The 21,090-nt window shown below is 60.3% G+C and carries 23 protein-coding genes; 7 read left to right on the top strand and 16 right to left on the bottom strand.

All coding sequences use genetic code 11. The features are described 5' to 3' along the window. Positions 1-48: 48 nt before the first annotated feature. The 7 genes from HDE75_RS23565 to leuS all read right to left on the bottom strand — a co-directional run bounded on the left by HDE75_RS23565 (position 49) and on the right by leuS (position 8,110). Positions 49-1,254 (bottom strand): THUMP domain-containing class I SAM-dependent RNA methyltransferase, encoded by a 1,206-nt coding sequence (locus HDE75_RS23565; protein ID WP_409254933.1) that lies wholly within the window; start codon positions 1,252-1,254, stop codon positions 49-51. A 93-nt stretch (positions 1,255-1,347) separates the two neighbouring features. After that, positions 1,348-1,965, bottom strand: a complete 618-nt coding sequence (locus HDE75_RS23560) for a 2-hydroxychromene-2-carboxylate isomerase (protein ID WP_183681291.1) — start codon at positions 1,963-1,965, stop codon at positions 1,348-1,350. Between the two features lie 10 nt (positions 1,966-1,975). Continuing rightward, positions 1,976-2,404 carry a CopD family protein gene (locus HDE75_RS23555; RefSeq protein WP_183681293.1) on the bottom strand — a complete coding sequence of 143 codons (429 nt, stop codon included), beginning with the start codon at positions 2,402-2,404 and terminating at the stop codon, positions 1,976-1,978. Positions 2,405-2,505: 101 nt separating this feature from the next. Continuing rightward, on the bottom strand, positions 2,506-3,771 hold the full coding sequence (locus HDE75_RS23550; RefSeq protein WP_183681295.1) for a glutamate-5-semialdehyde dehydrogenase: 1,266 nt from the start codon (positions 3,769-3,771) through the stop codon (positions 2,506-2,508). Positions 3,772-3,809: 38 nt separating this feature from the next. Continuing rightward, positions 3,810-4,826, bottom strand: a complete 1,017-nt coding sequence (gene holA, locus HDE75_RS23545; RefSeq protein WP_183681297.1) for a DNA polymerase III subunit delta — start codon at positions 4,824-4,826, stop codon at positions 3,810-3,812. A 16-nt stretch (positions 4,827-4,842) separates the two neighbouring features. Beyond that, positions 4,843-5,466 (bottom strand): LPS-assembly lipoprotein LptE, encoded by a 624-nt coding sequence (locus tag HDE75_RS23540; protein WP_183681299.1) that lies wholly within the window; start codon positions 5,464-5,466, stop codon positions 4,843-4,845. A gap of 4 nt (positions 5,467-5,470) precedes the next feature. After that, the gene (leuS, locus tag HDE75_RS23535; protein WP_183681302.1) at positions 5,471-8,110 is read right to left on the bottom strand and encodes a leucine--tRNA ligase; all 2,640 of its coding nucleotides are present in this window, start codon (positions 8,108-8,110) and stop codon (positions 5,471-5,473) included. Between the two features lie 179 nt (positions 8,111-8,289). On the opposite strand from leuS, the gene HDE75_RS23530 reads away from it, so the two are divergent. Together HDE75_RS23530 and HDE75_RS23525 are read left to right on the top strand one after the other, a co-directional pair. Continuing rightward, complete coding sequence (locus HDE75_RS23530) at positions 8,290-9,054, top strand: AraC family transcriptional regulator (RefSeq protein WP_221291977.1); 765 nt, start codon at positions 8,290-8,292, stop codon at positions 9,052-9,054. 90 nt (positions 9,055-9,144) lie between these two features. Beyond that, entirely contained in the window at positions 9,145-9,510 is a 366-nt protein-coding gene (locus tag HDE75_RS23525) for a VOC family protein (protein WP_183681306.1), read from the top strand. On the opposite strand, the gene HDE75_RS23520 is transcribed toward HDE75_RS23525, so the two are convergent. Beyond that, a complete protein-coding gene (locus tag HDE75_RS23520) occupies positions 9,507-10,403 on the bottom strand; it encodes a LysR substrate-binding domain-containing protein (protein WP_183681309.1) in 897 nt (298 codons plus the stop codon). The two genes, HDE75_RS23525 and HDE75_RS23520, sit on opposite strands and share 4 nt — an antisense overlap. A gap of 160 nt (positions 10,404-10,563) precedes the next feature. Here HDE75_RS23520 and HDE75_RS23515 point away from each other — a divergent pair, with 160 nt between their 5' ends. After that, a complete protein-coding gene (locus HDE75_RS23515) occupies positions 10,564-11,742 on the top strand; it encodes an acyl-CoA dehydrogenase (protein ID WP_183681311.1) in 1,179 nt (392 codons plus the stop codon). Further along, positions 11,742-12,989: a CaiB/BaiF CoA transferase family protein gene (locus HDE75_RS23510; protein ID WP_183681315.1), complete on the top strand. Its 1,248-nt coding sequence runs from the start codon at positions 11,742-11,744 to the stop codon at positions 12,987-12,989. The genes HDE75_RS23515 and HDE75_RS23510 overlap by 1 nt, the downstream gene beginning before the upstream one ends. 37 nt (positions 12,990-13,026) lie before the next feature. Here HDE75_RS23510 and HDE75_RS23505 read toward each other — a convergent pair whose 3' ends face one another. From HDE75_RS23505 to HDE75_RS23485, 5 genes are read right to left on the bottom strand one after another with little or no spacing between them, the layout of a single operon-like run. Beyond that, positions 13,027-13,353, bottom strand: a complete 327-nt coding sequence (locus HDE75_RS23505; protein WP_183681316.1) for a barstar family protein — start codon at positions 13,351-13,353, stop codon at positions 13,027-13,029. A 1-nt stretch (position 13,354) separates the two neighbouring features. Next, complete coding sequence (locus tag HDE75_RS23500; RefSeq protein ID WP_183681319.1) at positions 13,355-13,795, bottom strand: ExbD/TolR family protein; 441 nt, start codon at positions 13,793-13,795, stop codon at positions 13,355-13,357. Beyond that, positions 13,795-14,463, bottom strand: coding sequence for a MotA/TolQ/ExbB proton channel family protein (locus HDE75_RS23495; RefSeq protein ID WP_183681321.1), 669 nt, complete (start codon positions 14,461-14,463; stop codon positions 13,795-13,797). Before HDE75_RS23495 ends, HDE75_RS23500 begins: the two co-directional genes overlap by 1 nt. A gap of 11 nt (positions 14,464-14,474) precedes the next feature. After that, positions 14,475-15,284 carry a 4-hydroxy-tetrahydrodipicolinate reductase gene (dapB, locus tag HDE75_RS23490; RefSeq protein ID WP_183681324.1) on the bottom strand — a complete coding sequence of 270 codons (810 nt, stop codon included), beginning with the start codon at positions 15,282-15,284 and terminating at the stop codon, positions 14,475-14,477. A 20-nt stretch (positions 15,285-15,304) separates the two neighbouring features. Continuing rightward, positions 15,305-15,964 (bottom strand): outer membrane protein assembly factor BamE, encoded by a 660-nt coding sequence (locus tag HDE75_RS23485; protein ID WP_260174317.1) that lies wholly within the window; start codon positions 15,962-15,964, stop codon positions 15,305-15,307. Positions 15,965-16,159: 195 nt separating this feature from the next. Between HDE75_RS23485 and fur the strand changes: the two genes are divergently transcribed. After that, entirely contained in the window at positions 16,160-16,591 is a 432-nt protein-coding gene (fur, locus tag HDE75_RS23480) for a ferric iron uptake transcriptional regulator (RefSeq protein ID WP_096238086.1), read from the top strand. 51 nt (positions 16,592-16,642) lie between these two features. On the opposite strand, the gene hrcA is transcribed toward fur, so the two are convergent. Both hrcA and HDE75_RS23470 read right to left on the bottom strand, forming a co-directional pair. Beyond that, positions 16,643-17,653: a heat-inducible transcriptional repressor HrcA gene (gene hrcA / locus HDE75_RS23475; RefSeq protein WP_183681330.1), complete on the bottom strand. Its 1,011-nt coding sequence runs from the start codon at positions 17,651-17,653 to the stop codon at positions 16,643-16,645. Positions 17,654-17,757: 104 nt separating this feature from the next. Next, positions 17,758-18,483: an HAD family hydrolase gene (locus tag HDE75_RS23470; RefSeq protein WP_183681334.1), complete on the bottom strand. Its 726-nt coding sequence runs from the start codon at positions 18,481-18,483 to the stop codon at positions 17,758-17,760. A gap of 256 nt (positions 18,484-18,739) precedes the next feature. On the opposite strand from HDE75_RS23470, the gene HDE75_RS23465 reads away from it, so the two are divergent. Beyond that, positions 18,740-19,318: a hypothetical protein gene (locus HDE75_RS23465; protein ID WP_183681337.1), complete on the top strand. Its 579-nt coding sequence runs from the start codon at positions 18,740-18,742 to the stop codon at positions 19,316-19,318. A gap of 38 nt (positions 19,319-19,356) precedes the next feature. Next, a complete protein-coding gene (locus HDE75_RS23460) occupies positions 19,357-19,968 on the top strand; it encodes a hypothetical protein (protein WP_183681340.1) in 612 nt (203 codons plus the stop codon). A 206-nt stretch (positions 19,969-20,174) separates the two neighbouring features. Here the strand turns inward: HDE75_RS23460 and mmsB are convergent, their stop codons facing one another. Next, positions 20,175-21,077 carry a 3-hydroxyisobutyrate dehydrogenase gene (gene mmsB, locus HDE75_RS23455; RefSeq protein ID WP_183681343.1) on the bottom strand — a complete coding sequence of 301 codons (903 nt, stop codon included), beginning with the start codon at positions 21,075-21,077 and terminating at the stop codon, positions 20,175-20,177. Between the last annotated feature and the right edge of the window lie 13 nt (positions 21,078-21,090).

The raw sequence follows: 21,090 nt of genomic DNA, 5'->3' as shown, positions 1-21,090 counted from the left end.
GGATCGGCCCGCGCGGTTTTGCTGCGAGTGTACTATTGTGGCAAGTGCTTACTGCTGTGGCTTGGGCTTTGCTTCTTCACGGCGGTTGTAGCCCGCCACCATATCAAAGCGGAACAAGCGGCATTCCAGCGCACCGTTGAAGAATGGCGTCTTGCGTGCTTCCTTCAGACGCAGCAGCTTCGGCAAGCCCAGGTCGGCCGTGAACAGGAATACCGTCCAGCCGGCGAAGCGCTGCTTCAGGGTAGTGCCCATGGCCGAGTAGAACGAGGTCGACAATTCATCTTCCGGGATGGTGCTGTCGCCACGCACGCCGATACGCTCGCCGTACGGTGGGTTGGTCAGCATGATGCCGGCCACGTCGCTCGGCGGTTTGACTTCCTGCGCCTCGATCTGCTTGAGCGGCACGTCAAAACGCACACCGGCGCAACGCAGGTTGTGACGCGTCATGGCCACCATGTCACCCGAGATATCGCTGCCGAAAATCGTCGGTTCGGCTAGCAATGGATTTGCCTTGATGGCATTCTTCATGGCGTTCCACGGCGCCGGGTCAAAATCATGAAAGTTTTCAAAGGCGAACTGGCGCGCGGCGCCCGGCGGAATGCCCTGCACCATTTGCGCAGCTTCGGCCAGGATGGTGCCGGAACCGCACATCGGATCGAACAGCACCATGCCCGGCTTCCAGCCCGACACGCGCAGCAGGCCGGCTGCCAGGTTTTCGCGCAGCGGCGCGTCGCCCGTCTCTTCACGCCAGCCGCGCTTGAACAGCGCCTCGCCCGAGGTGTCGAGGTAAACGGTAAAGGTGTGCGCGTCGAGGAAGCCGACGATGCGCATATCCGGCGTCTTGGTGTTGACCGATGGACGCTCGTTGAACTGGTCGCGGAAGCGGTCGCAGATCGCATCCTTGATCTTCAGGGTGGTGAATTCCAGGCTGCGCAGCGGCGATTTGACGGCCGTGACATCGACGCGGATGGTGTGATGTACGCCAAACCAGTCTTCCCAAGGCTGCGCCAGGGTCAGGTCATAAATGTCGTTTTCCGTCTTGTAGCCGGAATGGGCCATGCGCATCAGCACGCGCGAAGCGATGCGCGAATGCAGGTTGATGCGGTAGGCATCGAGCAAATCGCCCGAGCAGTGCACGCCGCCCGGTACCTGGTTGTGTACCTTCAGGGTTGCGCTATCCTGGGCGATCTCGCCCAGTTCCTCGGCCAGCGCCGCTTCCATGCCGCGCGGGCATGGGCAAAAATATGAAGCCATAATTAGGATACCTTTTATCCGTTGAAAAACAATTTACTAAAACCCACAAACAAAAACTGGGGTCAGACCCGCCGGGTCTGACCCCAGCACTATTTACTTTATTGCCAGCGCCCGCTCAACAAAATCGAGCCTGTCCTGGCCCCAATAGCCTTCGCCATCGACGATGTACCACGGCGAGCCGAAGACGCTGGCGGCGGTAGCCGCTTCGGTGTTGGCGTCGTACTCGGCCTGCACGCTGGCGGTGGCCGAAGTTTTCAGCAACTGGCGGCCGTCAAAACCCGCGTCCGTGGCGATCTGCACCAGGGTGTCTTCATCGCCGATATTGCGCTCTTCGGCCCACAGGCCGCGCATGATGGCATGCGCCAGCGTCAAAGAAGCATCCACGCCATGCGCCAGGCGCGTAGCGATGATCAGCTTGGCCGACGCTTCCGGCGAGACCGGGAAAAACTTCGGCTGCAGGTTCATGGGCACTTGCAAAAATGCCGACCAGCGCGCCAGCTCGGTCAGGCGATAGGCCTGGCGCTGCGGTGCACGCTTGGCCAGCGGCAGGCCGCCCGATACGCTGAAGACCTTGCCCAGGTCGAAGGGCCGCACGTCGATCTGCGCGCCAGTCCTGGCGGCGATTTCGATCAAGCGCGCGTGGCCCAGATAAGTCCATGGCGAATGGGGTGCAAAAAAATACTGCACTGTCTTATTTTGGCTGCTACTCATTTTGTCTCCGTTAGAAAGGCTTGACCACGACCAGCACGACCACGGCCAGCAGCATCACCACCGGCACTTCGTTGAAGTAGCGGAACCAGGTATGGCTGCGTTTATTGAGGCCCTTCTCAAACTTGCGCAGGATGGCGCCGCAAGCATGGTGGTAGCCGATCAACAGCACCACGAAAGTCAGCTTGGCGTGCATCCAGCCCGGCATCTTGAAGCTGCCTTCGCCGCCATACTGCATCCACAGCAGGATCAGGCCAAATACCATCGCCGGCAGCATCAGCAGGGACATGAAACGGTAGAGCTTGCGCGCCATCAGCAGCAAGCGCTCGGTGGCTACCGTTTCCGTTTCCATCGCCAGGTTCACGAAAATGCGCGGCAGATAAAACAGGCCGGCGAACCAGGACATCACAAAGATGATGTGCAGCGCTTTAATCCAGAGCATGGTGTTTCCAGTATCAGAGGTATCGAAAGGAGTAACGGGCCGGCTGGCCCGTCCGGGATGTCTTATTTGCGTAACTTATTTGCGTAACTTATTTGCGTAACCTATTTGCGCACTTCGCCATGGCCGAAGACCACGTATTTGAGCGAGGTCAGGCCTTCCAGTCCGACCGGGCCGCGCGCATGCAGCTTGTCGTTCGAGATGCCGATTTCGGCGCCCAGGCCGTATTCGAAGCCGTCGGCAAAGCGAGTGGAAGCGTTCACCATCACGGAAGCCGAATCGACTTCGCGCAGGAAGCGCAGCGCATCGCTGTAGTCTTCCGTAATGATGGCTTCCGTGTGCTTGGACGAGTACTGGTTGATGTGGTCCATCGCTTCATCGATGCCGTCGACCACCTTCACCGACAAGATCGCCGCCAGATATTCGGTCGACCAGTCTTCTTCGGTGGCAGCCACCAGGTGCGGGTAGCCTGCCAGGATCGCATGGCTTTCAGGATCGGCGCGCAGCTCGACTTGCTTGGTCAGATACAGTTCGGCCAGCTGCGGCAGCACTTGCGGCGCAATGGCGCGCGCCACCAGCAGGGTTTCCATGGTGTTGCAGGTGCCATAGCGGTGGCACTTGGCGTTGAAACCGATGTCCAAGGCCTTCTTCAGATCGGCCTTGGCGTCGATGTAGACGTGGCAAATGCCGTCCAGATGCTTGATCATCGGCACAGTCGCCTCTTGCATCAGGCGCGCGATCAAGCCCTTGCCGCCGCGCGGCACGATCACGTCCACATATTGCGGCATGGTGATCAAGGCGCCGACGGCGGCGCGGTCGGTGGTGTCGATCACTTGCACGGCATCGGCCGGCAGGCCTGCCCCCAGCAAGCCTTCCTGTACCAGCCTGGCCAGCGCGCGGTTGCAATGGATGGCTTCCGAACCGCCGCGCAGAATGGTCGCGTTGCCGCTCTTGATGCACAGGCCGGCCGCGTCCACCGTTACGTTGGGGCGCGCTTCGTAAATGATGCCGATAACACCCAGCGGCACGCGCATCTGGCCCACTTGTATGCCCGTCGGGCGGTATTTCATGTTCGAGATTTCGCCGATCGGGTCAGCCAGCGCAGCGATCTGCGTCAGGCCTTCGACCATGGTGTCAATCGCCGCATTGGATAAGGTCAAGCGATCCAGCATGGCCGGCGCCAAGCCGGCAGCCGCCGCAGCATCGAGGTCGCGCTGGTTGGCCTCGCGCAGCAGGCCAGCATCGCGCACGATGGCAGCGGCGATCAGGGTCAGGGCGCGGTTGCGCGTGGCGCTATCTGCACGCGCCATGGCGCGCGAAGCGGCGCGGGCGCGCGTGCCTACGTCCTGCATATACTGATTGATGTCCATGCTCTTATCCACGCTCTTGTCTGTATTATTATAAAAACCTAGCCCCGCGCGACCCGCAGCGCCAGTTGCAGCATGGCGTCCCAGGCGTCGCCCGCGTGCCCCTTGGCGCGCAAGCCCTTGATCATCTTGTCGACCTGCGCCGCTTCCTGCAGCGCCGCATCGAGCACGGGCAGCGAAATGCGCCGCAGTGCCGGCTCCATCATGCGCTCGCGCGGTCCCCAGATGCGGTACTCTTTCAGCAAGGCGCCCAGTGGCCGCCCCTGCGCCATGCCCGCCTTCAATTTTAACAGCGTGCGGATTTCTTCGGAGACCGCCCACAAGACCAGCGGCAGCGCCTCGCCCTCGCCCTTCAAACCTTCGAGCATACGCACCAGGCGCGCCGGATCGCCGGCCAGCATGGCTTCGGACAGCTTGAAGACATCATAGCGGGCCACGTTGAGCACCGCATCCTGCACTTGTTCGTACGTCAGCTTGCCCGCTTCATGCAGCAAGCCCAGTTTCTGTATTTCCTGATGCGCCGCCAGCAGGTTGCCTTCCACCCGGTCAGCGATGAAATCGATGCTGGCGCGTTCGGCGCTCTGCCCCTGCGCCGCCAGGCGCTGGCCTATCCAGGCCGGCAGCTGCGCCCTTTCCACATTGGGAATGTCGATATAGACGGCCGCCTGCTGCAGGCTGGCCACCCAGGCTGCCTTCTGCGTTGCCCAGTCCAGCTTGGGCAGGGTGATCAGGGTCAGGTTGTCGGGACTGAGATTTTTCGCATAGCTTTGCAGCGCTGCACCGCCATCCTTGCCCGGCTTGCCGGTGGGGATGCGCAGTTCAATCAGCTTCTTGTCGCCAAACAAAGACAGCTCCTGGTTGGCGGCCAGCAGCTCGCCCCATTTGAAGCTGCGTTCCACCGTCAGCACATCGCGCTCGGAATAACCTTGCGCGCGCGCGGCGCGGCGGATCTTGTCGGCCGCTTCCAGCGCCAGCAAGTGTTCGTCGCTGGTGATCACATACAGTTGCGCCAGCGGCTTGCTTACATGCCCATCCAGCGCTTCTATCCGCAATTGCATGCTGCTCCCGTTCCGCTTACTTCTGCACAACCGGCACGGCCGGCGTCACAGGAGCCACCGGCGTCACTGGTGTTACAGGCGCCACCGACATGGCCGGCAGCACCGGCTTGATCGCGGCCAGGCGGCGCATGATCTGCTGCACCAGATCGTTGCGCATGTCGCGGTACAGGCCCGCTTCTTCTGTTTCCTGGGCCAGCAGCTGCGCCGAGTTGAAGTTGATCGGACGAACCAGGCTGATGGTCGTTGGACCCAGCAACTGGTTACCCGCCCTGTCCGTCACACGGAAAATAATCGTATACGCAAGCAGGTACTGGGTTACCTGGCCTGTGCTGTTCAGGGTCAGAATTGTTTTCGTACGATTCTTCTCCGGATCGCTGATCACTTCGAAATCGGCGTCGGCCGCATCCTTGGTATCGACGATTTCCGTGCTGCCAACGGCGCGGATATAACGCTTCAAGTCGATCGCCAGCGGCGACGAATCAGGCAGCGAGATATGCATGGTCGCGAACGGCAGCATGAAACTGCCATTCGTGCCGCGCAGGTGAAAGCCGCAAGCCGACAGCAGGACCGTCAAGCCCAGCGCCAGCATGGCGCGCCATGCACGCCCGCCCAACAACGATACGGAAGAAGAAGTCGTCATAGTGTTACACCACGATGCTGATTAATTTGCCAGGCACGACGATCACTTTCTTCGGCGTGGTCTCGATGTACTTCTGCACACTTTCACATGCCAGCGCGGCCGCTTCGATGCTGGCCTTGTCCGCATCCTTGGCCACCGTGATGGAGCCACGCAGCTTTCCGTTCACCTGGATCATCATCTCGATCTCGGCTTGCTCCAGCGCTTGCGGGTCCACTTGCGGCCAGGCGGCGTTCAGCAGATCGCCGTGCACGCCAGCGTAACCGAGTTCCTGCCACAGCACGTGGGTGATGTGCGGCGCGACAGGGTTCAGCAGGCGCAGGAAGATCGAATAGCCTTCGGCGATCAGCGCGTTCGACTGGGGGCTAGCATCCAGCTTGGCCGATTCCAGCGTATTGAGCATCTTCATGCAGGCCGATACGACGGTGTTGTACTGGATGCGCTTCAAGTCGTAATCGGCTTGCTGCAGGATCTTGTGCAATTCGCGGCGCAGGTTTTTCTGCACTTCGCCCGTCGCGGCGGCAGGGCCGGCGGCCAGTGCAGCCTGGATCGTGGCCGACTTGGCATAGCCGAAGTTCCACACGCGGCGCAGGAAGCGGTTGGCGCCTTCGACGCCACTGCCCGACCACTCCAGCGTTTGTTCCGGCGGCGAAGCGAACATGGTGAACAAACGGGCCGTGTCGGCGCCATACTGTTCGATCTGCGCTTGCGGGTCGATGCCGTTGTTCTTCGACTTCGACATTTTTTCCGTACCGCCGATTTCCACCGGTTCGCCATCGGCCACCAGAATCGCGCTTTGCGGACGGCCCTTGTCGTCCAGGGCCAGGCGCACGTCATCCGGATTGAACCAGGTGGTCTTGCCGGCAGCATCCTTGCGGAAGTAGGTTTCGTTCAGCACCATGCCTTGCGTCAGCAGGTTGACGAATGGTTCGTCAAACTTGACCAGGCCGAAATCGCGCATGATCTTGGTCCAGAAACGCGCGTACAGCAAGTGCATGACGGCGTGTTCGATGCCGCCGATGTACTGGTCCATCGGCATCCAGTAATCATTGCGTTCGTCGACCATGGACTCGTTCGCGCCTGGCGAGGTATAGCGCATGTAGTACCACGACGAGTCGACGAAGGTATCCATGGTGTCGGTTTCGCGGCGCGCAGGCTTGCCGCACTGCGGGCAATCGCACTGCAGGAACGCTTCATATTTGTTCAGCGGGTTGCCCGTGCCATCCGGCACGCAGTCTTCCGGCAGCACCACCGGCAAGTCTTTTTCCGGCACCGGCACCACGCCACAATCGGCGCAATGGATCATCGGGATCGGCGTGCCCCAGTAGCGCTGGCGCGAAATGCCCCAGTCGCGCAGGCGGAAGGTGGTTTTCTTTTCGCCCAGGCCCAGTTCAGCCAGGTCGGCAGCGACTGCGTCCACAGCGGATGCAAAATGCAGACCGTCGTATTTGCCGGAAGCGATGCACACGCCTTCCTTCTCGCCATACCATTCCTGCCAGGCGTCCGTCGAGAACTCCTTGCCCTTGATCTCGATCACTTGCTTGATCGGCAGATCGTATTTCTTGGCGAAGCCGAAATCGCGTTCGTCGTGCGCCGGCACGCCCATCACGGCGCCGTCGCCGTAGGTGATCAGCACGTAATTGCCGACCCAGACTTCCACTTGCGCGCCCGTCAACGGATGGGTGACGAACAGGCCGGTCGGCATGCCCTTCTTCTCCATCGTCGCCATGTCCGCTTCGATCACGGAACCGAGCTTGCACTCGGCGTTAAACGCGGCCAGTGCCGGATTGGTTTGTGCGGCATGGATCGCCAGCGGGTGCTCGGCAGCCACGGCGCAGAAGGTCACGCCCATCACGGTGTCCGGACGGGTGGTGAAGACATACAGCTTGCCGTCGCCGATCAGCGAGCCGGCGGCATCCTTGATCTGGTGCGGGAAAGCGAAACGCACGCCGGTCGACTTGCCGATCCAGTTGGTCTGCATGGTGCGCACGCGCTCGGGCCAGCCCGGCAGCTTGTCATCGACATAGGCCAGCAGCTCTTCCGCGTAATCGGTGATGCGCGCGTAGTACATCGGGATTTCGCGCTTTTCGATCAGTGCGCCCGAACGCCAGCCGCGGCCATCGACCACTTGTTCGTTGGCCAGCACGGTCTGGTCGATCGGATCCCAGTTCACGGTACCGGTTTTTTTGTAGATGATGCCTTTTTCCAGCATCTTGAGGAACATCCACTGGTTCCACTTGTAGTATTCAGGCTTGCAGGCGGTCATTTCGCGCGACCAGTCGATGGCCAGGCCCATCGATTCCATCTGCTGCTTCATGTGGGCGATATTCGAATACGTCCATTGCGCCGGTGGCACGTTATTGGCCATGGCCGCGTTTTCCGCCGGCATGCCGAAGGCATCCCAGCCCATCGGCATGAGCACGTTGTAGCCGTTCATGCGCAGGTAACGGTACATCACATCATTGATCGTATAGTTGCGCACGTGACCCATGTGCAGCTTGCCCGAAGGGTAAGGTAGCATCGAGCAGGCAAAGTACTTGCCTTTTGGGAAACGCGGGTCGTGTTCGACGGCTTTATAGGCGTCGATCGCCTTCCAGTGCGATTGGGCGGCTTGTTCGACGTCGGCGGGACTATATTTATCTTGCATGATGTGCGGCCAATAGTGAATATGAACCGAACATTATACTGGTTGTCGCCGCCCGATAGCGCGGCGCGCCGCCTGCCCGGCCCGGCATATTTTTGCATGTGTCCAATAAACACCATGTCCTGGCCTTGGCCTGCCATGTGTAATATGTAGCAATCTTATTCTTTGCACACAGTTCAGCCATGATCGTCTACCAGGAATATGCCCCGCTTCCCGCCTTGCGGCCGTGGCTGGCCTGCGTCTGGACTTGCCGCGTGCAGGCCGGCAATACCGTCCTCAGGCACCAGGTCTTGCCCGATAATTGCATCGACATCCTGTGCCAGGACCAGCAGGAAACCAGCTTTGCCGTCGGCATGATGACGGCGCCGATCAACGTCGTCAGCCAGGGCCTGGTGCAAACGGTGGCGGCCCGCTTCAAGCCCGGTGCGGCGGCAAGCTTCTTTGACCTGCCCCTGTGCGAGCTGAACGATGGCCGTACTGATTTACAGTCACTGTGGGGCCGCGACATGGCGATGCGCCTGACGGACGCACTGTGGAGCGACCCGCTCGACGATCTCCAGCGAATTGCTATCTTGCAAGATCATCTGTTGCAGCGCCTGCGTTCCGGGCCGCCGCCGTCCGCTGCTGGCATCACGGGCCAGGCGATAACACTGATAGAACAGACGCAGGGCAGGCTACGCGTCGCCAGCCTGGCCGAACAATTGAAGGTCTCGCGCCAGCACCTGGCCCTGCAATTCCGCCACAAGGTGGGCCTCAGCCCCAAGCTGTTTGCCCGCATCTGCCGTTTTCGCGCAGCCAATGCCACCTTGCAGCGCCTGCATGGTGCACCGGACTGGGCGCAGCTTGCCCTGGAACATGGCTATTTCGACCAGTCGCACCTGATCCACGACTTCCAGGATTTCGCGCACAGCGCGCCCGAAACCTGGCTGGCCGGCAAGCAACTTTGAGCACCTTCCATTTTTACAATCGTCTTTTGTGCGCCGCTGGCATGATGGCATCACGCACTAATAAATTCGTCAACTAAAAAGGAGTAAAACATGATCAAAGGCTTGCGCACCGTCACCTACCCCGTCCCCGACCTGGAGCAAGGCAAAGCCTGGTACAGCCAGGTGTTTAACACGCAACCGTATTTCGACCAACCGTTTTATGTGGGCTTTGCCATCGGCGGTTTTGAGCTGGGCCTGCTGCCGGGCGGCACACCTGGCACGCAAGGCAGCGTGACTTACTGGGGCGTGGACGGCATTGAAGCGGAAACCGAGCGGCTGCTGCAATTGGGCGCCACCCTGCACCACCCGATTACGGACGTGGGCGACGGCATCCGTACGGTGGAATTGCTTGACCCGTTCGGTAACCAGATCGGCCTGATCGACAACCCGCATTTCGACACTTCCAAGGTGATTTAAGCGGCCTCGCCTTGCAGCCACAGGCGAAATTGCTGCAAAGCCAGCTTTTCATGCGCCGCTTCGGGCGTAATCAGATAATAAGCGCGCTTGCCGCGCAGCGGGCGGTCGCAGACGATCAGCAACTCGCCGCGCGCCAGCTCCGTTTCCACCAGCATGCGGGGCAGCAAGGCCACGCCCTGGCCTTGCGCGGCTGCCATCGACAGCATGGAAAACAATTCATAGCGGGCGCCATAACGGGCCAGCGCGCCATCGACCTGCATGGCGTCAAACCACTGGCGCCAGGCGCCGGGCCGCGTGCTTTGCTGTAACAAGGTCAGTTCCAGCAAATCCTGCGGCTGCCAGCTGCTGCGCTGCGCCAGCAAGCGCGGGCTGGCCACGGGCACGATATCTTCATGCATCAGCAAAGTGGCGCGCGTACCGGGCCAGCGCGCCAGCTGTTCGGGCGTGCCCGCATACAGGGCCGCATCGTATTCCGTATCGGCAAACATGAATGGTTTCGTATAGGCATCGATATGCACAATGATATCGGGCTGCTGCTCCGCCAAGCCAGGCAGGCGCGGCATCAGCCAGCGGGTGGCAAAGGTCGGGACCGACGCCAGTTGCAAAGCCCCGCCACCGCCCTGGCGCGCCATGGTATCGAGGGTATCGCGCTCCAGGCCGTCGAGGCGGGCGGCGATCTGGCGCGCATACGAGGCGCCCGCCGGCGTCAGCAGAACGCCGTGGCGCGTACGCTGGAATAATTGCACGCCCAAAAAACTTTCCAGCGATGAAATCTGGCGCGAGACGGCGCTTTGCGTCAGCGACAGTTCGCGCGCCGCATGGGTATAGCTTTGGTGGCGGGCGGCGGCCTCGAAACAATGCAAGGCTTGCAGCATGGGAATTTTTCGCGACATGGCGGTGAGAGCAAAAGAAAACACCAGTATGCCGCAAGATATGCGTCACACGCATGTCTGGGTGCGAAAAAATCGTTTGCCTCGGGCACGATGAAAATCTACCATGAGCCACATTCAATCTTGCGCCGGCCATCATCGGCGCTCACCTGCGAGGCCTGTGATGAGCAAAGCTGTATTCGACTGGAATTCCCCCCTGCTGCTGGACGAACAACTGACGAGCGACGAACGCGCCGTGCACGATGCCGCGCGTGAATATTGCCAGGGCAGCCTGGCCCCGCGCGTGCTCGAATCGTTCCGCCATGGCCGCACCGACGCCGCCATCTTCCGCGAAATGGGCGCACTGGGCTTGCTGGGCACGACGATACCCGAACAATACGGCGGCGCTGGCTTGAACTACGTCTGCTACGGCCTGGCCGCGCGCGAAGTCGAGCGCGTCGATTCGGGCTACCGCTCGATGATGAGCGTGCAATCGTCCTTGGTGATGGTGCCCATCAATGCCTTCGGCAATGAAGCCACCAAGCAGAAATACCTGCCGAAACTGGCCACCGGCGAATTCATCGGCTGCTTCGGCTTGACCGAACCGAACCACGGTTCCGATCCGGGCAGCATGGTCACGCGCGCGCGCAAGGTGCCGGGCGGCTATAGCTTGTCGGGCGCCAAGATGTGGATCACCAACAGCCCGATCGCCGATGTATTCGTGGTGTGGGCCAAGGATGACGAAGGCGCGATCCGCGGCTTCGTGCTGGAAAAAGGCTGGAAGGGCTTGTCCGCGCCCGAGATCCACGGCAAGGTGGGCTTGCGCACCAGCATCACCGGTGAAATCGTGATGGATGAAGTGTTTTGCCCTGAAGAAAACGCCTTCCCCGACGTGCGCGGCTTGAAAGGCCCGTTCACTTGCCTGAACAGTGCTCGCTACGGCATCGCCTGGGGCGCCCTGGGCGCCGCCGAAGACTGCTACCTGAAAGCACGCCAGTACACGATGGACCGCCAGCAATTCGGCCGCCCGCTGGCCGCGAATCAGCTGATCCAGAAAAAACTGGCCGACATGCTGACGGAAATCACCATGGGCTTGCAAGGCTGCTTGCGCCTGGGCCGCATGAAGGATGAAGGCTCGGCCGCCGTGGAAATCACCTCCATCATGAAACGCAACAGCTGCGGCAAGGCGCTCGATATTGCCCGCATGGCGCGCGACATGATGGGCGGCAACGGCATCTCCGACGAATTCGGCGTGATCCGCCACCTGGTCAACCTGGAAGTGGTCAACACCTATGAAGGCACGCACGACGTGCACGCGCTGATCATCGGCCGCGCCATCACCGGCATCGCCGCCTTCAACTGATGACGGGCCTCGCTTCCACCCTGCGGCCCGCGCCGCTAACAGGTTTACGCGTACTGGACCTGTCGCGCGTGCTGGCCGGGCCGTGGGCCGGACAATTGCTGGCTGACCTGGGCGCCGATGTCGTCAAAGTCGAGCAACCGGGCCGTGGCGACGATACCCGTACCTGGGGCCCGCCCTACCTGAAGGATGAAGACGGCCGCGATACTTTTGAAGCCGCCTATTTCCAGTGCGCCAACCGCAACAAGCGCTCGCTATGCATCGACCTGGCCGCACCCGAAGGCCAGGCGCTGGTGCGCAGGCTGGCACAGGAAGCCGATGTGCTGCTGGAAAACTTTAAACTGGGTGGTTTGAAGCAATATGGCCTCGATGCAGCCAGCTTGCTGGAACTCAATCCACGCCTGGTATATTGCTCGATTACCGGATTTGGCCAGGATGGCCCATACGCGGCGCGCGCCGGCTATGATTTTTTGATCCAGGGCATGGGCGGCTTGATGAGCATCACCGGCGTGCCTGATGGCCAGCCGGGCGCCGGGCCGCAAAAAGTGGGCGTAGCGCAAACGGACATCATGACGGGCTTGTACGCCACCGTGGCCGTGCAGGCGGCGCTGGCCGAACGCGAACGTTCCGGCCTGGGCCAGCATATCGACTTGGCCTTGCTCGACGTGCAAGTGGCTGCCCTGGGCAACCAGGCCGCCAACTTCCTGTGCGGCGGCAAGGTGCCTCAGCGCATGGGCAATGCCCATCCGAATATCGTGCCGTACCAGGACTTCCCGACAGCCGATGGCGACATGATTCTGGCGATCGGCAACGATGGCCAATTCTCGCGCTTTTGCGCCATCGCCGGCCACCCGGAATGGGCAAGCGATGAGCGCTTCGCCACCAATCCGCAGCGCGTGGCACACCGGGCTATCCTGATTCCCTTGTTGCGCCAGACCACGGTGATGCGCACCACGGCCGAATGGATCACCGCGTTTGAAGCGGCGGCCGTACCTTGCGGCCCCGTCAACCGCATCGACCAGGTATTTGCCGACCCGCAAGTCATCGCACGTGGCTTGAAAGTGGAGATGCCGCATCCGACGGCAGGCACGGTGGCGCTGGTGGCCAACCCGGTACGCCTGTCTGCGTCACCCGTGCAATACCAGCGGCCGCCACCGTTGCTGGGCCAGCATACGGACGAGGTGCTGCAGCAGTGGCTGGGCCTGGATAATCAGGAAATCGACGGCTTGCGGGAACGCAAGGTCGTGTAAAGCAAAACGCGGAACAGTGAAAACTGTTCCGCGTTTTTTACTTCAGTACCAGTTTCAGCGCAGGCTTTTCGCCGTAATCTTCATAGCGCTCATTGATGCCGGCCACGCAGAAGGTGATTTCTTCCAGCAAGTCAGGCACTTGCGCTTTCATGCCTTCCGCATCCTGCAGCACGATTTCCAGCACTTCGCTCGGCTTCAGGCGGAACTTCGTCATGTTTTCATCGTCCCGCAGATAGCTGAGGCAATCGACCCAGGCGTCAATATTATTGCCATAAAACTCGGGGAATCCGAAAACCTGCACGCACTGCGCGTGAAAGCTGGCTTCGTCGGTGATGTCTTTTCCATTCAGTACGGCTGTAGGCATATCAATTCTTTTCTATCAAATGAGGCGGCGCCGGATCGGTGACAAACCCAAGCCGGTGCAGCCCGTGGGACTGGGCGGCGGCCATCAGCTGGGCCACCGCTTCATAGCGGGTATGCTTATCGATGCGCAATTGCAGCTGCGGCGGTGTGGCCTGCCGCGCCGCCTGCGCCAGGCGGACCTCCAGCACTGCCGAAGTCACCGCCTGATTATTCCAGAACAGACGCCCGTCTGCATCGAGCGCCACGGTGACCGTGTCGCCAGGCACTGCTGCAGCATAGACATTGGCTTGCGGCAATTCCAGCTGCAGCGCTTGCGTGAACACGGGCGCGGCCAGGATAAAAATCACCAGCAAGACCAGCATCACGTCGACCATGGGCGTGACATTGATGTCGCTCATCGCTGCATCGTGATGCCCACCTTGCTGGAAAGAACCGAAAGCCATCATGCCTCCTTGTGTGCAAGGGCATACGCATGCAAATCATGCGCAAAGGCGTCGAGTTCGGCCAGCGTCAGGCGGTTGACCCGGTTCAAGCCGTTATACGCCAATACGGCAGGGATGGCCACCAGCAAGCCAGCCGCCGTCATGATCAAGGCTTCGCCGACCGGACCCGCCAATTGCTCGACCCGCAAGGCTCCGCCTTGCGACACAGCGGCCAGCGCATGGTAAATGCCCCATACCGTGCCCAGCAAGCCGACAAATGGCGCCGTGGCACCGATCGACGCCAGGGTGGTCAAGCCCCATTCCAGGCGCACGGTGGCATGCTGTATGGCATCGCGTAACAAACGGGTCAATTGATCGGCAAACGGGAGCGTGGCATCCAGCGATGCTGCCCCCTTGTTGGCCTGGACTTGGGCCAGCGGCAGATAAATCGCTTCGGTATCGCCCAGGGCCAGCACGGCCAGGCCATCATCGAAGCTGGGCGCCGCCCAAAAATCAGGCAGGCGGCGGGCGCCACGGCGCACCTTCCAGGCAGACACACCTTTGCTCAGCATCAAATACCAGCTCAGCAGGGACATGGCCAGCAGCACATAGGCTACGCAGTGGCTGGCGGCGTCGCCCTGGTTCCAGTATTGCGCCAGACTCAAGTGATTCACTGTGCCTGGCGCCATGATCGTTAGCCTTAGCTTTTCAGCGCCAGCACATCTTGCATGTCGAACAGGCCGGTCGGCTTGTCGGCCAGGAAACGCGCAGCGCGCAGGGCGCCGTGGGCGTAGGTGACGCGGCTGCTCGATTTGTGGCTGATCTCGATGCGCTCGCCGATGCCGGCAAACAGCACCGTATGGTCGCCCACGATATCGCCGCCACGGATAGTGGCAAAGCCGATGGTCGAAGGATCGCGCTCGCCGGTCACGCCTTCACGGCCGTAGACGGCGCATTCCTTCAAGTCGCGGCCCAGCGCGCCAGCCACCACTTCGCCCATTTGCAGGGCGGTGCCCGACGGGGCATCGACCTTGTGGCGGTGATGGGCTTCGACGATTTCAATGTCATAACCTTCTGACAAGCTTTTTGCGGCCAGTTCCAGCAGCTTCAGGGTGACGTTCACACCCACGCTCATATTCGGCGCGAACATGATGGCGGTTTTCTCGGCCGCAGCGGCAATCGCCGCCTTGCCTGCCGCATCGAAACCGGTAGTGCCGATGATCATCTTGATACCGTGTTCGGCGCAGTAAGCCAGATGCTGCAAAGTGCCTTCCGGACGCGTGAAGTCGATCAGGTAGTCAGCATTGGCCAGGCCCTTGGCCAGGTCCGATTCGATCAGCACGCCAGCGGGTTTGCCCAGAAAGGCAGCGGCGTCCTGGCCTACGGCGGGCGAGGCGGCGATATCGAGCGCGCCCGCCAGCACGGCGTCGGGCGCGCTGCCCACCGCTTCGATCAGGATATGGCCCATGCGGCCACTGGCGCCGGCGATTGCAATTTTCAGTTGAGTCATCTTGTTTCTCTTGCTGCTACTTATTTGGTGGGTTCCGCAGCCGGCGTAGACGCAGGTGCAGGGGCTGCTTCCGGCGCTGGGGCAGGGGTAGCTTCCGGCGCGGGCACAGGCTCAGGCTTGCTCACTGGAATGCCAGGTGCAGCATCGGCCGGTACCGGTACGGCGCTAGGCGCCACGGGCGATGGCACGACGGCGGCAGGCGCATCCGCCTTGGCGATCTTGGCGAATGGCGACGGGCCAGCGATGCGGTCGATGTATTCTTTCTCGGTCGGCAAATTGCCGCCTTCGAAGCGCGCTACCTTGCCCTCCTTGTCAAAGAACACGACCACGCGGCTGCTGGTCGTTTCGCCATTGCCCTTGGCCAAACGGAATGGGTAATCCCAGCGGTCTGCATGGAAAATATCGGTCAGCAGCGATGTGCCGAGGATGAATCGGACCTGGTCGCGCGTCATGCCCACTTTCAGCTGGGCCAGCATTTCTTCAGAAACAAAGTTGCCTTGCTGAATGACTGGGCGATAGGGCGAGAAAAACCACATGAATTTCTGCAGCGGCGTAATCGTGTTGGTTTGCGCGCCACTATCAGGAACGACTTCGGTGCCTTCCTTCAGGGATGGCACAGGCTTTTCGCCCAGAATGCCGCGGCTGGCACAGCCAGACATTGCCAACGCAACACAGACCATGCCTGCCACGACTGGTGCTCGAAATAAAATACGGTGCCAGGGAGATGGCAATACAGCCGGTGTTACGCGCATAAATGACCTCAATTTGATGAACAAAACGCCAGGAGTGACCGGCCCGCCAAAAAATGCATATTTTGGCACTCCCCGCTAAAACGCTATATGATAAAGCACCTGACCCACATACGAGCAACAAACATGAGTAACAATCCTAGTGATCTCAAGGCAAGCGGCCTGAAAGCGACCCTGCCACGGCTGAAGATACTCGATATCTTCCAGAGTAGCCCGGTACGCCACCTGACAGCAGAAGACGTCTACAAAATTCTGCTGGCCGACAATATGGATGTCGGTTTGGCAACTGTCTACCGTGTCCTGACCCAGTTCGAACAAGCTGGCTTGCTTAACCGCAACCATTTTGAAACAGGCAAGGCAATTTTCGAGCTCAACGAAGGTTCCCACCACGACCATCTGGTCTGCCTCGACTGTGGCCGAGTGGAAGAATTCTTCGACGAAGAAATCGAAATCCGCCAGCAAAAAGTCGCCGAAGAGCGCGGCTTCAAAATCGCCGAACACGCTTTGGCCATCTACGGCAACTGCATCAAGACGGCTTGCCCGCATAAAGCAGCCTGACGCATGCCGGCCGTTCCCGCAAGGGCGCGGCCGGCGCAGTGCTGATACAGATCAGTGATGGCTCAATGCGTTCGATAACAGCTTGGCCGTAATATCCACGATGGGAATGACCCGCTCGTACGCCATGCGCGTCGGACCGATCACGCCCAGGGTCCCCACGATCTTGCCGTTGACTTCATATGGCGCCGTCACAACGCTCATTTCATCCATCGGCACCAGGTTCGATTCGCCGCCGATAAATATCTGCACGCCCGTCGCCTTGCTCGATACATCGAGCAATTGCATCAAGCCCGTCTTTTGCTCGAACATATCGAACATCTGGCGCAGCGAATGCATATTCGATGACAGATCGCTCACACTGAGCAAGTTGCGCTCGCCCGAGATCACCATGTCGTCGCTATGGTCGGCCATCACTTCACTGCCCGCCTCCACGGCCGCCTGCATCAGGCACCCCATGTCGTCGCGCAACTGGCGCAATTCGCTTTGCAGGCGCACACGCACCACGTCAAACGACAGTCCGCCATAATTCTGGTTGATATAGTTGGCCGATTGCACCAGTTGCGCCGGCGTATAGTCCGCTTCCGTCAACAGCAGGCGGTTTTGTACATCGCCGCCCGGTCCCACAATGACCAGCAGGATACGTTTTTCCGACAGGCGCAAAAATTCTATCTGCTGAAACACCGATTCACGGCGCGGACTCAGTACCACGCCGGCAAATTGCGATAGCGACGACAGCATCTGCGCCGCATTGGCGATGGTTTTTTGCGGCGTTTGCAATTGCAGCCGCGATTCCACCAAATGCTCGTCCAGATGCTTAACGGTCAGCAAGGTGTCGACAAAGATGCGATAGCCGCGCGGCGTGGGAATGCGGCCGGCCGAGGTATGCGGGCTGGACACATAGCCGAGCTCCTCCAGATCCGCCATGATGTTGCGGATGGTCGCCGGCGACAGGTCCAGCCCGGAAATCTTCGACAAGGCGCGCGAACCGACCGGCAGGCCGTCGGCGATATATCGCTCGACCAGGGCTTTCAGCAGTGTTTGGGCACGGTTATCGAGTTGCATGATGTTGTTTATTTAAACAAGCTTAGTTACCAAGCTTCGTTAGGCAAGGGCGGCGTAGCAGGCCCTGAAGTAGCTATTATGCACGTTCGCCCGGCCTGTGGTCATCAATCTTCCAGTTGCCCCTGTAGCCAGAGCAGCAATTCATCAAAGTTAGCGCAAATCGCGTCAGGCCGTACCCCGGCCGCTAGGTGGGCATCACTGCCACGCCGATTCATCCAGACGGCGCGCATGCCTGCATTTTGCGCACCCGTTACATCGAAATACAGATCGTCGCCCACATACACGGCCTCGTGCGGCGCCACGCCCAGCGCTTCGCAGCCCGCCAGGAAAATCGTGGCATCGGGCTTGGGCACGCCAAAATCGGCGGCAGCGATCGATATTTTAAAATGCGGCGCCAGGCCGATAATTTCAAGATCGGCATTGCCATTCGAGATGGAACCGACCAGCATACGCTGCTGCAGCCAGGCCAAGCCAGGCAACACATCATCATAAGGCGTGACCTTGTTACGGGCGGCCATGAAATGCCGCAGCGCCGCCTCGATCAGCGCAGGATCTTCACCGGCCGCCGCGAAGGCTGAACGCAGACCGGCGCGCCGCACTTCGATCAGATTGCCATGCAGTTGCGGCTGGGCCTCCAGCAACACCAGCCGCTGCTGGCGCATGGCCTCGATGGAAAATTGCTGCGCCACCTTGGGCGCGTGGGCAGTCAGCCAGTCGTGCAGCAAGACTTCCGCCGCCGCGATCACGGGGGCGATGGGCCACAGCGTATCATCGAGGTCAAACAGGATGGCTTTAGGCGGCACGACAGGTTTCTTATTAGCAACAGACATCAGATCATTCACAAAAAGTGCCGCACGCAACTGCGCAGCTTATGGTTATTGTCGCATTGATCGGGCCGATGGCGTGCTGATGTCCTTGACAAATGGGGGCGGAACCGGGCTCCACACACGATTTGACGCGAAAAATTGTTACAGGGAGATACAAGGCGAGATCAATCGGCTTGCCAGATAGACTAAAATAGGCGCCATTCCAATGCGGCGCCAGCGTCCGTATTGCGCTACCCTACTTAATTCGTTTGGAGAATGTATGAAAAATTTGTACCTGCGCTCGATGCTGGCGGCGGCTTGCGCTGTCACGCTGGCAGCCTGCGGCGGCAGCGGCGGTAATCTGTATCTGACCGGCGGTGTCAGCGGTTTGGCAAAAGATGGACTGATTCTGCAGAATGGCAGCGAATCCCTGCCGGTTTCCTCCGGCGCGACCAGCTTTACCTTTACACAACTGCTCAATACTGACGACAGCTATAACATTACCATCAAGCAGCAGCCAACAGGCGCCGTTTGTACGGTCATCGATGGCAGCGGCAAGGCATCGGCGTATAGCGTGGGCCTGGCCAGCATCAGCTGCCTCACCAACCAATATACCTTGGGCGGCACCATCACCGGATTGACGGCCGATGGCCTGGTACTGAACATCGGCTCGAACACCAGCAGCCCGCTGGCAGGCAGCACCACCTTCGTATTTGGTGGCACCGTCGGCGATGGCGCGCCTTACAACGTGAACGTGTTGCAAAACCCACCTGGACTGACTTGCAGCGTCAGCAATCCGAACGGCACCATGGGTTCAGGCAATAACACCAGTCTCGTCGCCAGTTGCGTGCCGAAGTAAGCCTGGCGCTGCGATTCTTTATTTAATTGGAGAAATACATGAAGTCATCTTGCTTGCGCCCGCTGCTTGCGCTGCTCATTACCGTCGGCCTCGCGGCTTGCGGCGGCAAAGCCACCTACGATGTCAGCGGCACCATCATCGGCTTGAACAATAGCGGCCTGGTGCTGGCCAACGGCGCCGATACGCTCAGCGTGCCCGCTGGCGCCACCACCTTCACTTTTGCCAACAAGATCGATTACGGCGCGTCCTATAACATCGTGGTGCAAACACCGCCGGCGCACATGAATTGCACCGTCGTTGGCGGTTCGGATACGGCTGGCCATTACGTCAGCATCCAGGCCAGCGTCAGCTGCCAGCAAAATGTCTATACGGTGGGCGGCACGGTGACAGGCCTGACGGTCGACGGCCTTCAGCTGTCCAACGGCAGCGATATCCTGACACTGACGAAAAATACGGCAGCCGACCCGTTGGCCTTTACCATGCCGACGGCCGTGCCTGATGGCCGGGCGTTCGGCATCAGCGTTACCGCCAATCCGACCGGCCTGGCCTGTTCGGTATTGCCTGATCCAACGACCGGCTTGTCCAGCGGCGTGGGCATCATGGGTGCAGCAGCAGTCACTTCCGTCAAGGTCGCCTGCAACCCGGCATAATGTAGCAAATAAGGTGGCAAGCACGACGGGCAGCATGTGCATGCTGCCCGTTATATCACCAATATCGATAACTGTTATTTGGAAGATAAATTGGAGTTATATGTGGCAATGCAACATAATGCATCTGTCTCCTCCAACTCTTCCAAGAATTGGATTTAGCCCGCTTTCACCAGCGGGCTTTTTTTTGCCTGTCTGCTTTACCGTGCTCAGACTGGTTTGTCCAGATCGGGTTTGAGCATTTGCACGATACTGGAAAAGTCTTGCTGTGCATAACCGGACTGGGCATGCATCTGATACAGCTGGCGCACCAGGCCGCCCAAGGGTGTCGCGGCACCCGCCGACAGGGCCGACTGCTGGGCCAGCCCCAGGTCTTTCAGCATCAGCGCCGTGCCGAAGCCGCCGCTGTAATTGCGCGAGGCGGGCGTACCATCCATCACGCCGGGCCACGGGTTGTACACTTCCAGCGTCCAGTTGCGGCCCGAGCTCTTGGCCATGATATCGGACAAAACTTTCGGATCGAGGCCATGCGCCACGCCCAGGTTCAAAGCCTCGGCCGTGCCCGCCATCAAAATTCCCAACAGCATGTTGTTGCAAATTTTAGCTACCTGCCCCGCACCGGCCTCGCCCGCATGAAAAATGTTTTTACCCATTTTTTCCAGCAAAGGCCGCGCCTGCTGCAAGGCTGCTTCCGTGCCACCGACGATAAACGTCAGGGTGCCGGCCGCCGCGCCCGCCGTGCCACCCGACACGGGCGCATCGATCATGGCAAAGCCCCGCTTGGCGGCCGCGTCCGACACCTGGCGCGCCACATCGGCAGCGATGGTGCTGCAATCGATCAATAAAGTCCCGGGCCTGGCGCTATCAAGGATACCGCCTTCGGCCAGGTACAGCTCTTGCACGTGCTTGTTGGCTGGCAGCATGGTAATGACGGCGTCGGCCGTCTGCACGGCCGCACTGGCGGACGCGGCAGCGGTGGCGCCCGCCTCCACCAGCGCCGCCACGGCGGCCGGCGCCAGGTCGAACACGGAAACATGGAAGCCGGCAGCCACCAGGTTGCGGGCCATCGGTGCGCCCATATTGCCCAAGCCGATAAATGCGATATGTTGCATCGTTAACTCTCCT

Origin of the sequence: Janthinobacterium silvisoli, assembly GCF_014200725.1 — a bacterium.
Taxonomy (GTDB): domain Bacteria; phylum Pseudomonadota; class Gammaproteobacteria; order Burkholderiales; family Burkholderiaceae_D; genus Janthinobacterium.
This window is presented reverse-complemented; position numbering and strand designations above follow the sequence as displayed.

Excerpts from the sequence above, each read along its gene's own strand:
- HDE75_RS23485 (WP_260174317.1), bottom strand. The coding sequence starts at position 15,964 with ATGGTCTGTGTTGCGTTGGCAATGTCTGGCTGTGCCAGCCGCGGCATT.
- HDE75_RS23510 (WP_183681315.1), top strand. The coding sequence starts at position 11,742 with ATGACGGGCCTCGCTTCCACCCTGCGGCCCGCGCCGCTAACAGGTTTA.
- fur (WP_096238086.1), top strand. The coding sequence starts at position 16,160 with ATGAGTAACAATCCTAGTGATCTCAAGGCAAGCGGCCTGAAAGCGACC.
- dapB (WP_183681324.1), bottom strand. The coding sequence starts at position 15,284 with ATGACTCAACTGAAAATTGCAATCGCCGGCGCCAGTGGCCGCATGGGC.
- mmsB (WP_183681343.1), bottom strand. The coding sequence starts at position 21,077 with ATGCAACATATCGCATTTATCGGCTTGGGCAATATGGGCGCACCGATG.
- HDE75_RS23495 (WP_183681321.1), bottom strand. The coding sequence starts at position 14,463 with ATGGCGCCAGGCACAGTGAATCACTTGAGTCTGGCGCAATACTGGAAC.
- HDE75_RS23555 (WP_183681293.1), bottom strand. The coding sequence starts at position 2,404 with ATGCTCTGGATTAAAGCGCTGCACATCATCTTTGTGATGTCCTGGTTC.
- HDE75_RS23540 (WP_183681299.1), bottom strand. The coding sequence starts at position 5,466 with ATGACGACTTCTTCTTCCGTATCGTTGTTGGGCGGGCGTGCATGGCGC.
- HDE75_RS23550 (WP_183681295.1), bottom strand. The coding sequence starts at position 3,771 with ATGGACATCAATCAGTATATGCAGGACGTAGGCACGCGCGCCCGCGCC.
- HDE75_RS23560 (WP_183681291.1), bottom strand. The coding sequence starts at position 1,965 with ATGAGTAGCAGCCAAAATAAGACAGTGCAGTATTTTTTTGCACCCCAT.
- HDE75_RS23470 (WP_183681334.1), bottom strand. The coding sequence starts at position 18,483 with ATGTCTGTTGCTAATAAGAAACCTGTCGTGCCGCCTAAAGCCATCCTG.
- HDE75_RS23515 (WP_183681311.1), top strand. The coding sequence starts at position 10,564 with ATGAGCAAAGCTGTATTCGACTGGAATTCCCCCCTGCTGCTGGACGAA.
- HDE75_RS23465 (WP_183681337.1), top strand. The coding sequence starts at position 18,740 with ATGAAAAATTTGTACCTGCGCTCGATGCTGGCGGCGGCTTGCGCTGTC.
- HDE75_RS23530 (WP_221291977.1), top strand. The coding sequence starts at position 8,290 with ATGATCGTCTACCAGGAATATGCCCCGCTTCCCGCCTTGCGGCCGTGG.
- HDE75_RS23505 (WP_183681316.1), bottom strand. The coding sequence starts at position 13,353 with ATGCCTACAGCCGTACTGAATGGAAAAGACATCACCGACGAAGCCAGC.
- HDE75_RS23525 (WP_183681306.1), top strand. The coding sequence starts at position 9,145 with ATGATCAAAGGCTTGCGCACCGTCACCTACCCCGTCCCCGACCTGGAG.
- HDE75_RS23500 (WP_183681319.1), bottom strand. The coding sequence starts at position 13,795 with ATGGCTTTCGGTTCTTTCCAGCAAGGTGGGCATCACGATGCAGCGATG.
- holA (WP_183681297.1), bottom strand. The coding sequence starts at position 4,826 with ATGCAATTGCGGATAGAAGCGCTGGATGGGCATGTAAGCAAGCCGCTG.
- HDE75_RS23460 (WP_183681340.1), top strand. The coding sequence starts at position 19,357 with ATGAAGTCATCTTGCTTGCGCCCGCTGCTTGCGCTGCTCATTACCGTC.
- hrcA (WP_183681330.1), bottom strand. The coding sequence starts at position 17,653 with ATGCAACTCGATAACCGTGCCCAAACACTGCTGAAAGCCCTGGTCGAG.
- HDE75_RS23565 (WP_409254933.1), bottom strand. The coding sequence starts at position 1,254 with ATGGCTTCATATTTTTGCCCATGCCCGCGCGGCATGGAAGCGGCGCTG.
- HDE75_RS23520 (WP_183681309.1), bottom strand. The coding sequence starts at position 10,403 with ATGTCGCGAAAAATTCCCATGCTGCAAGCCTTGCATTGTTTCGAGGCC.
- leuS (WP_183681302.1), bottom strand. The coding sequence starts at position 8,110 with ATGCAAGATAAATATAGTCCCGCCGACGTCGAACAAGCCGCCCAATCG.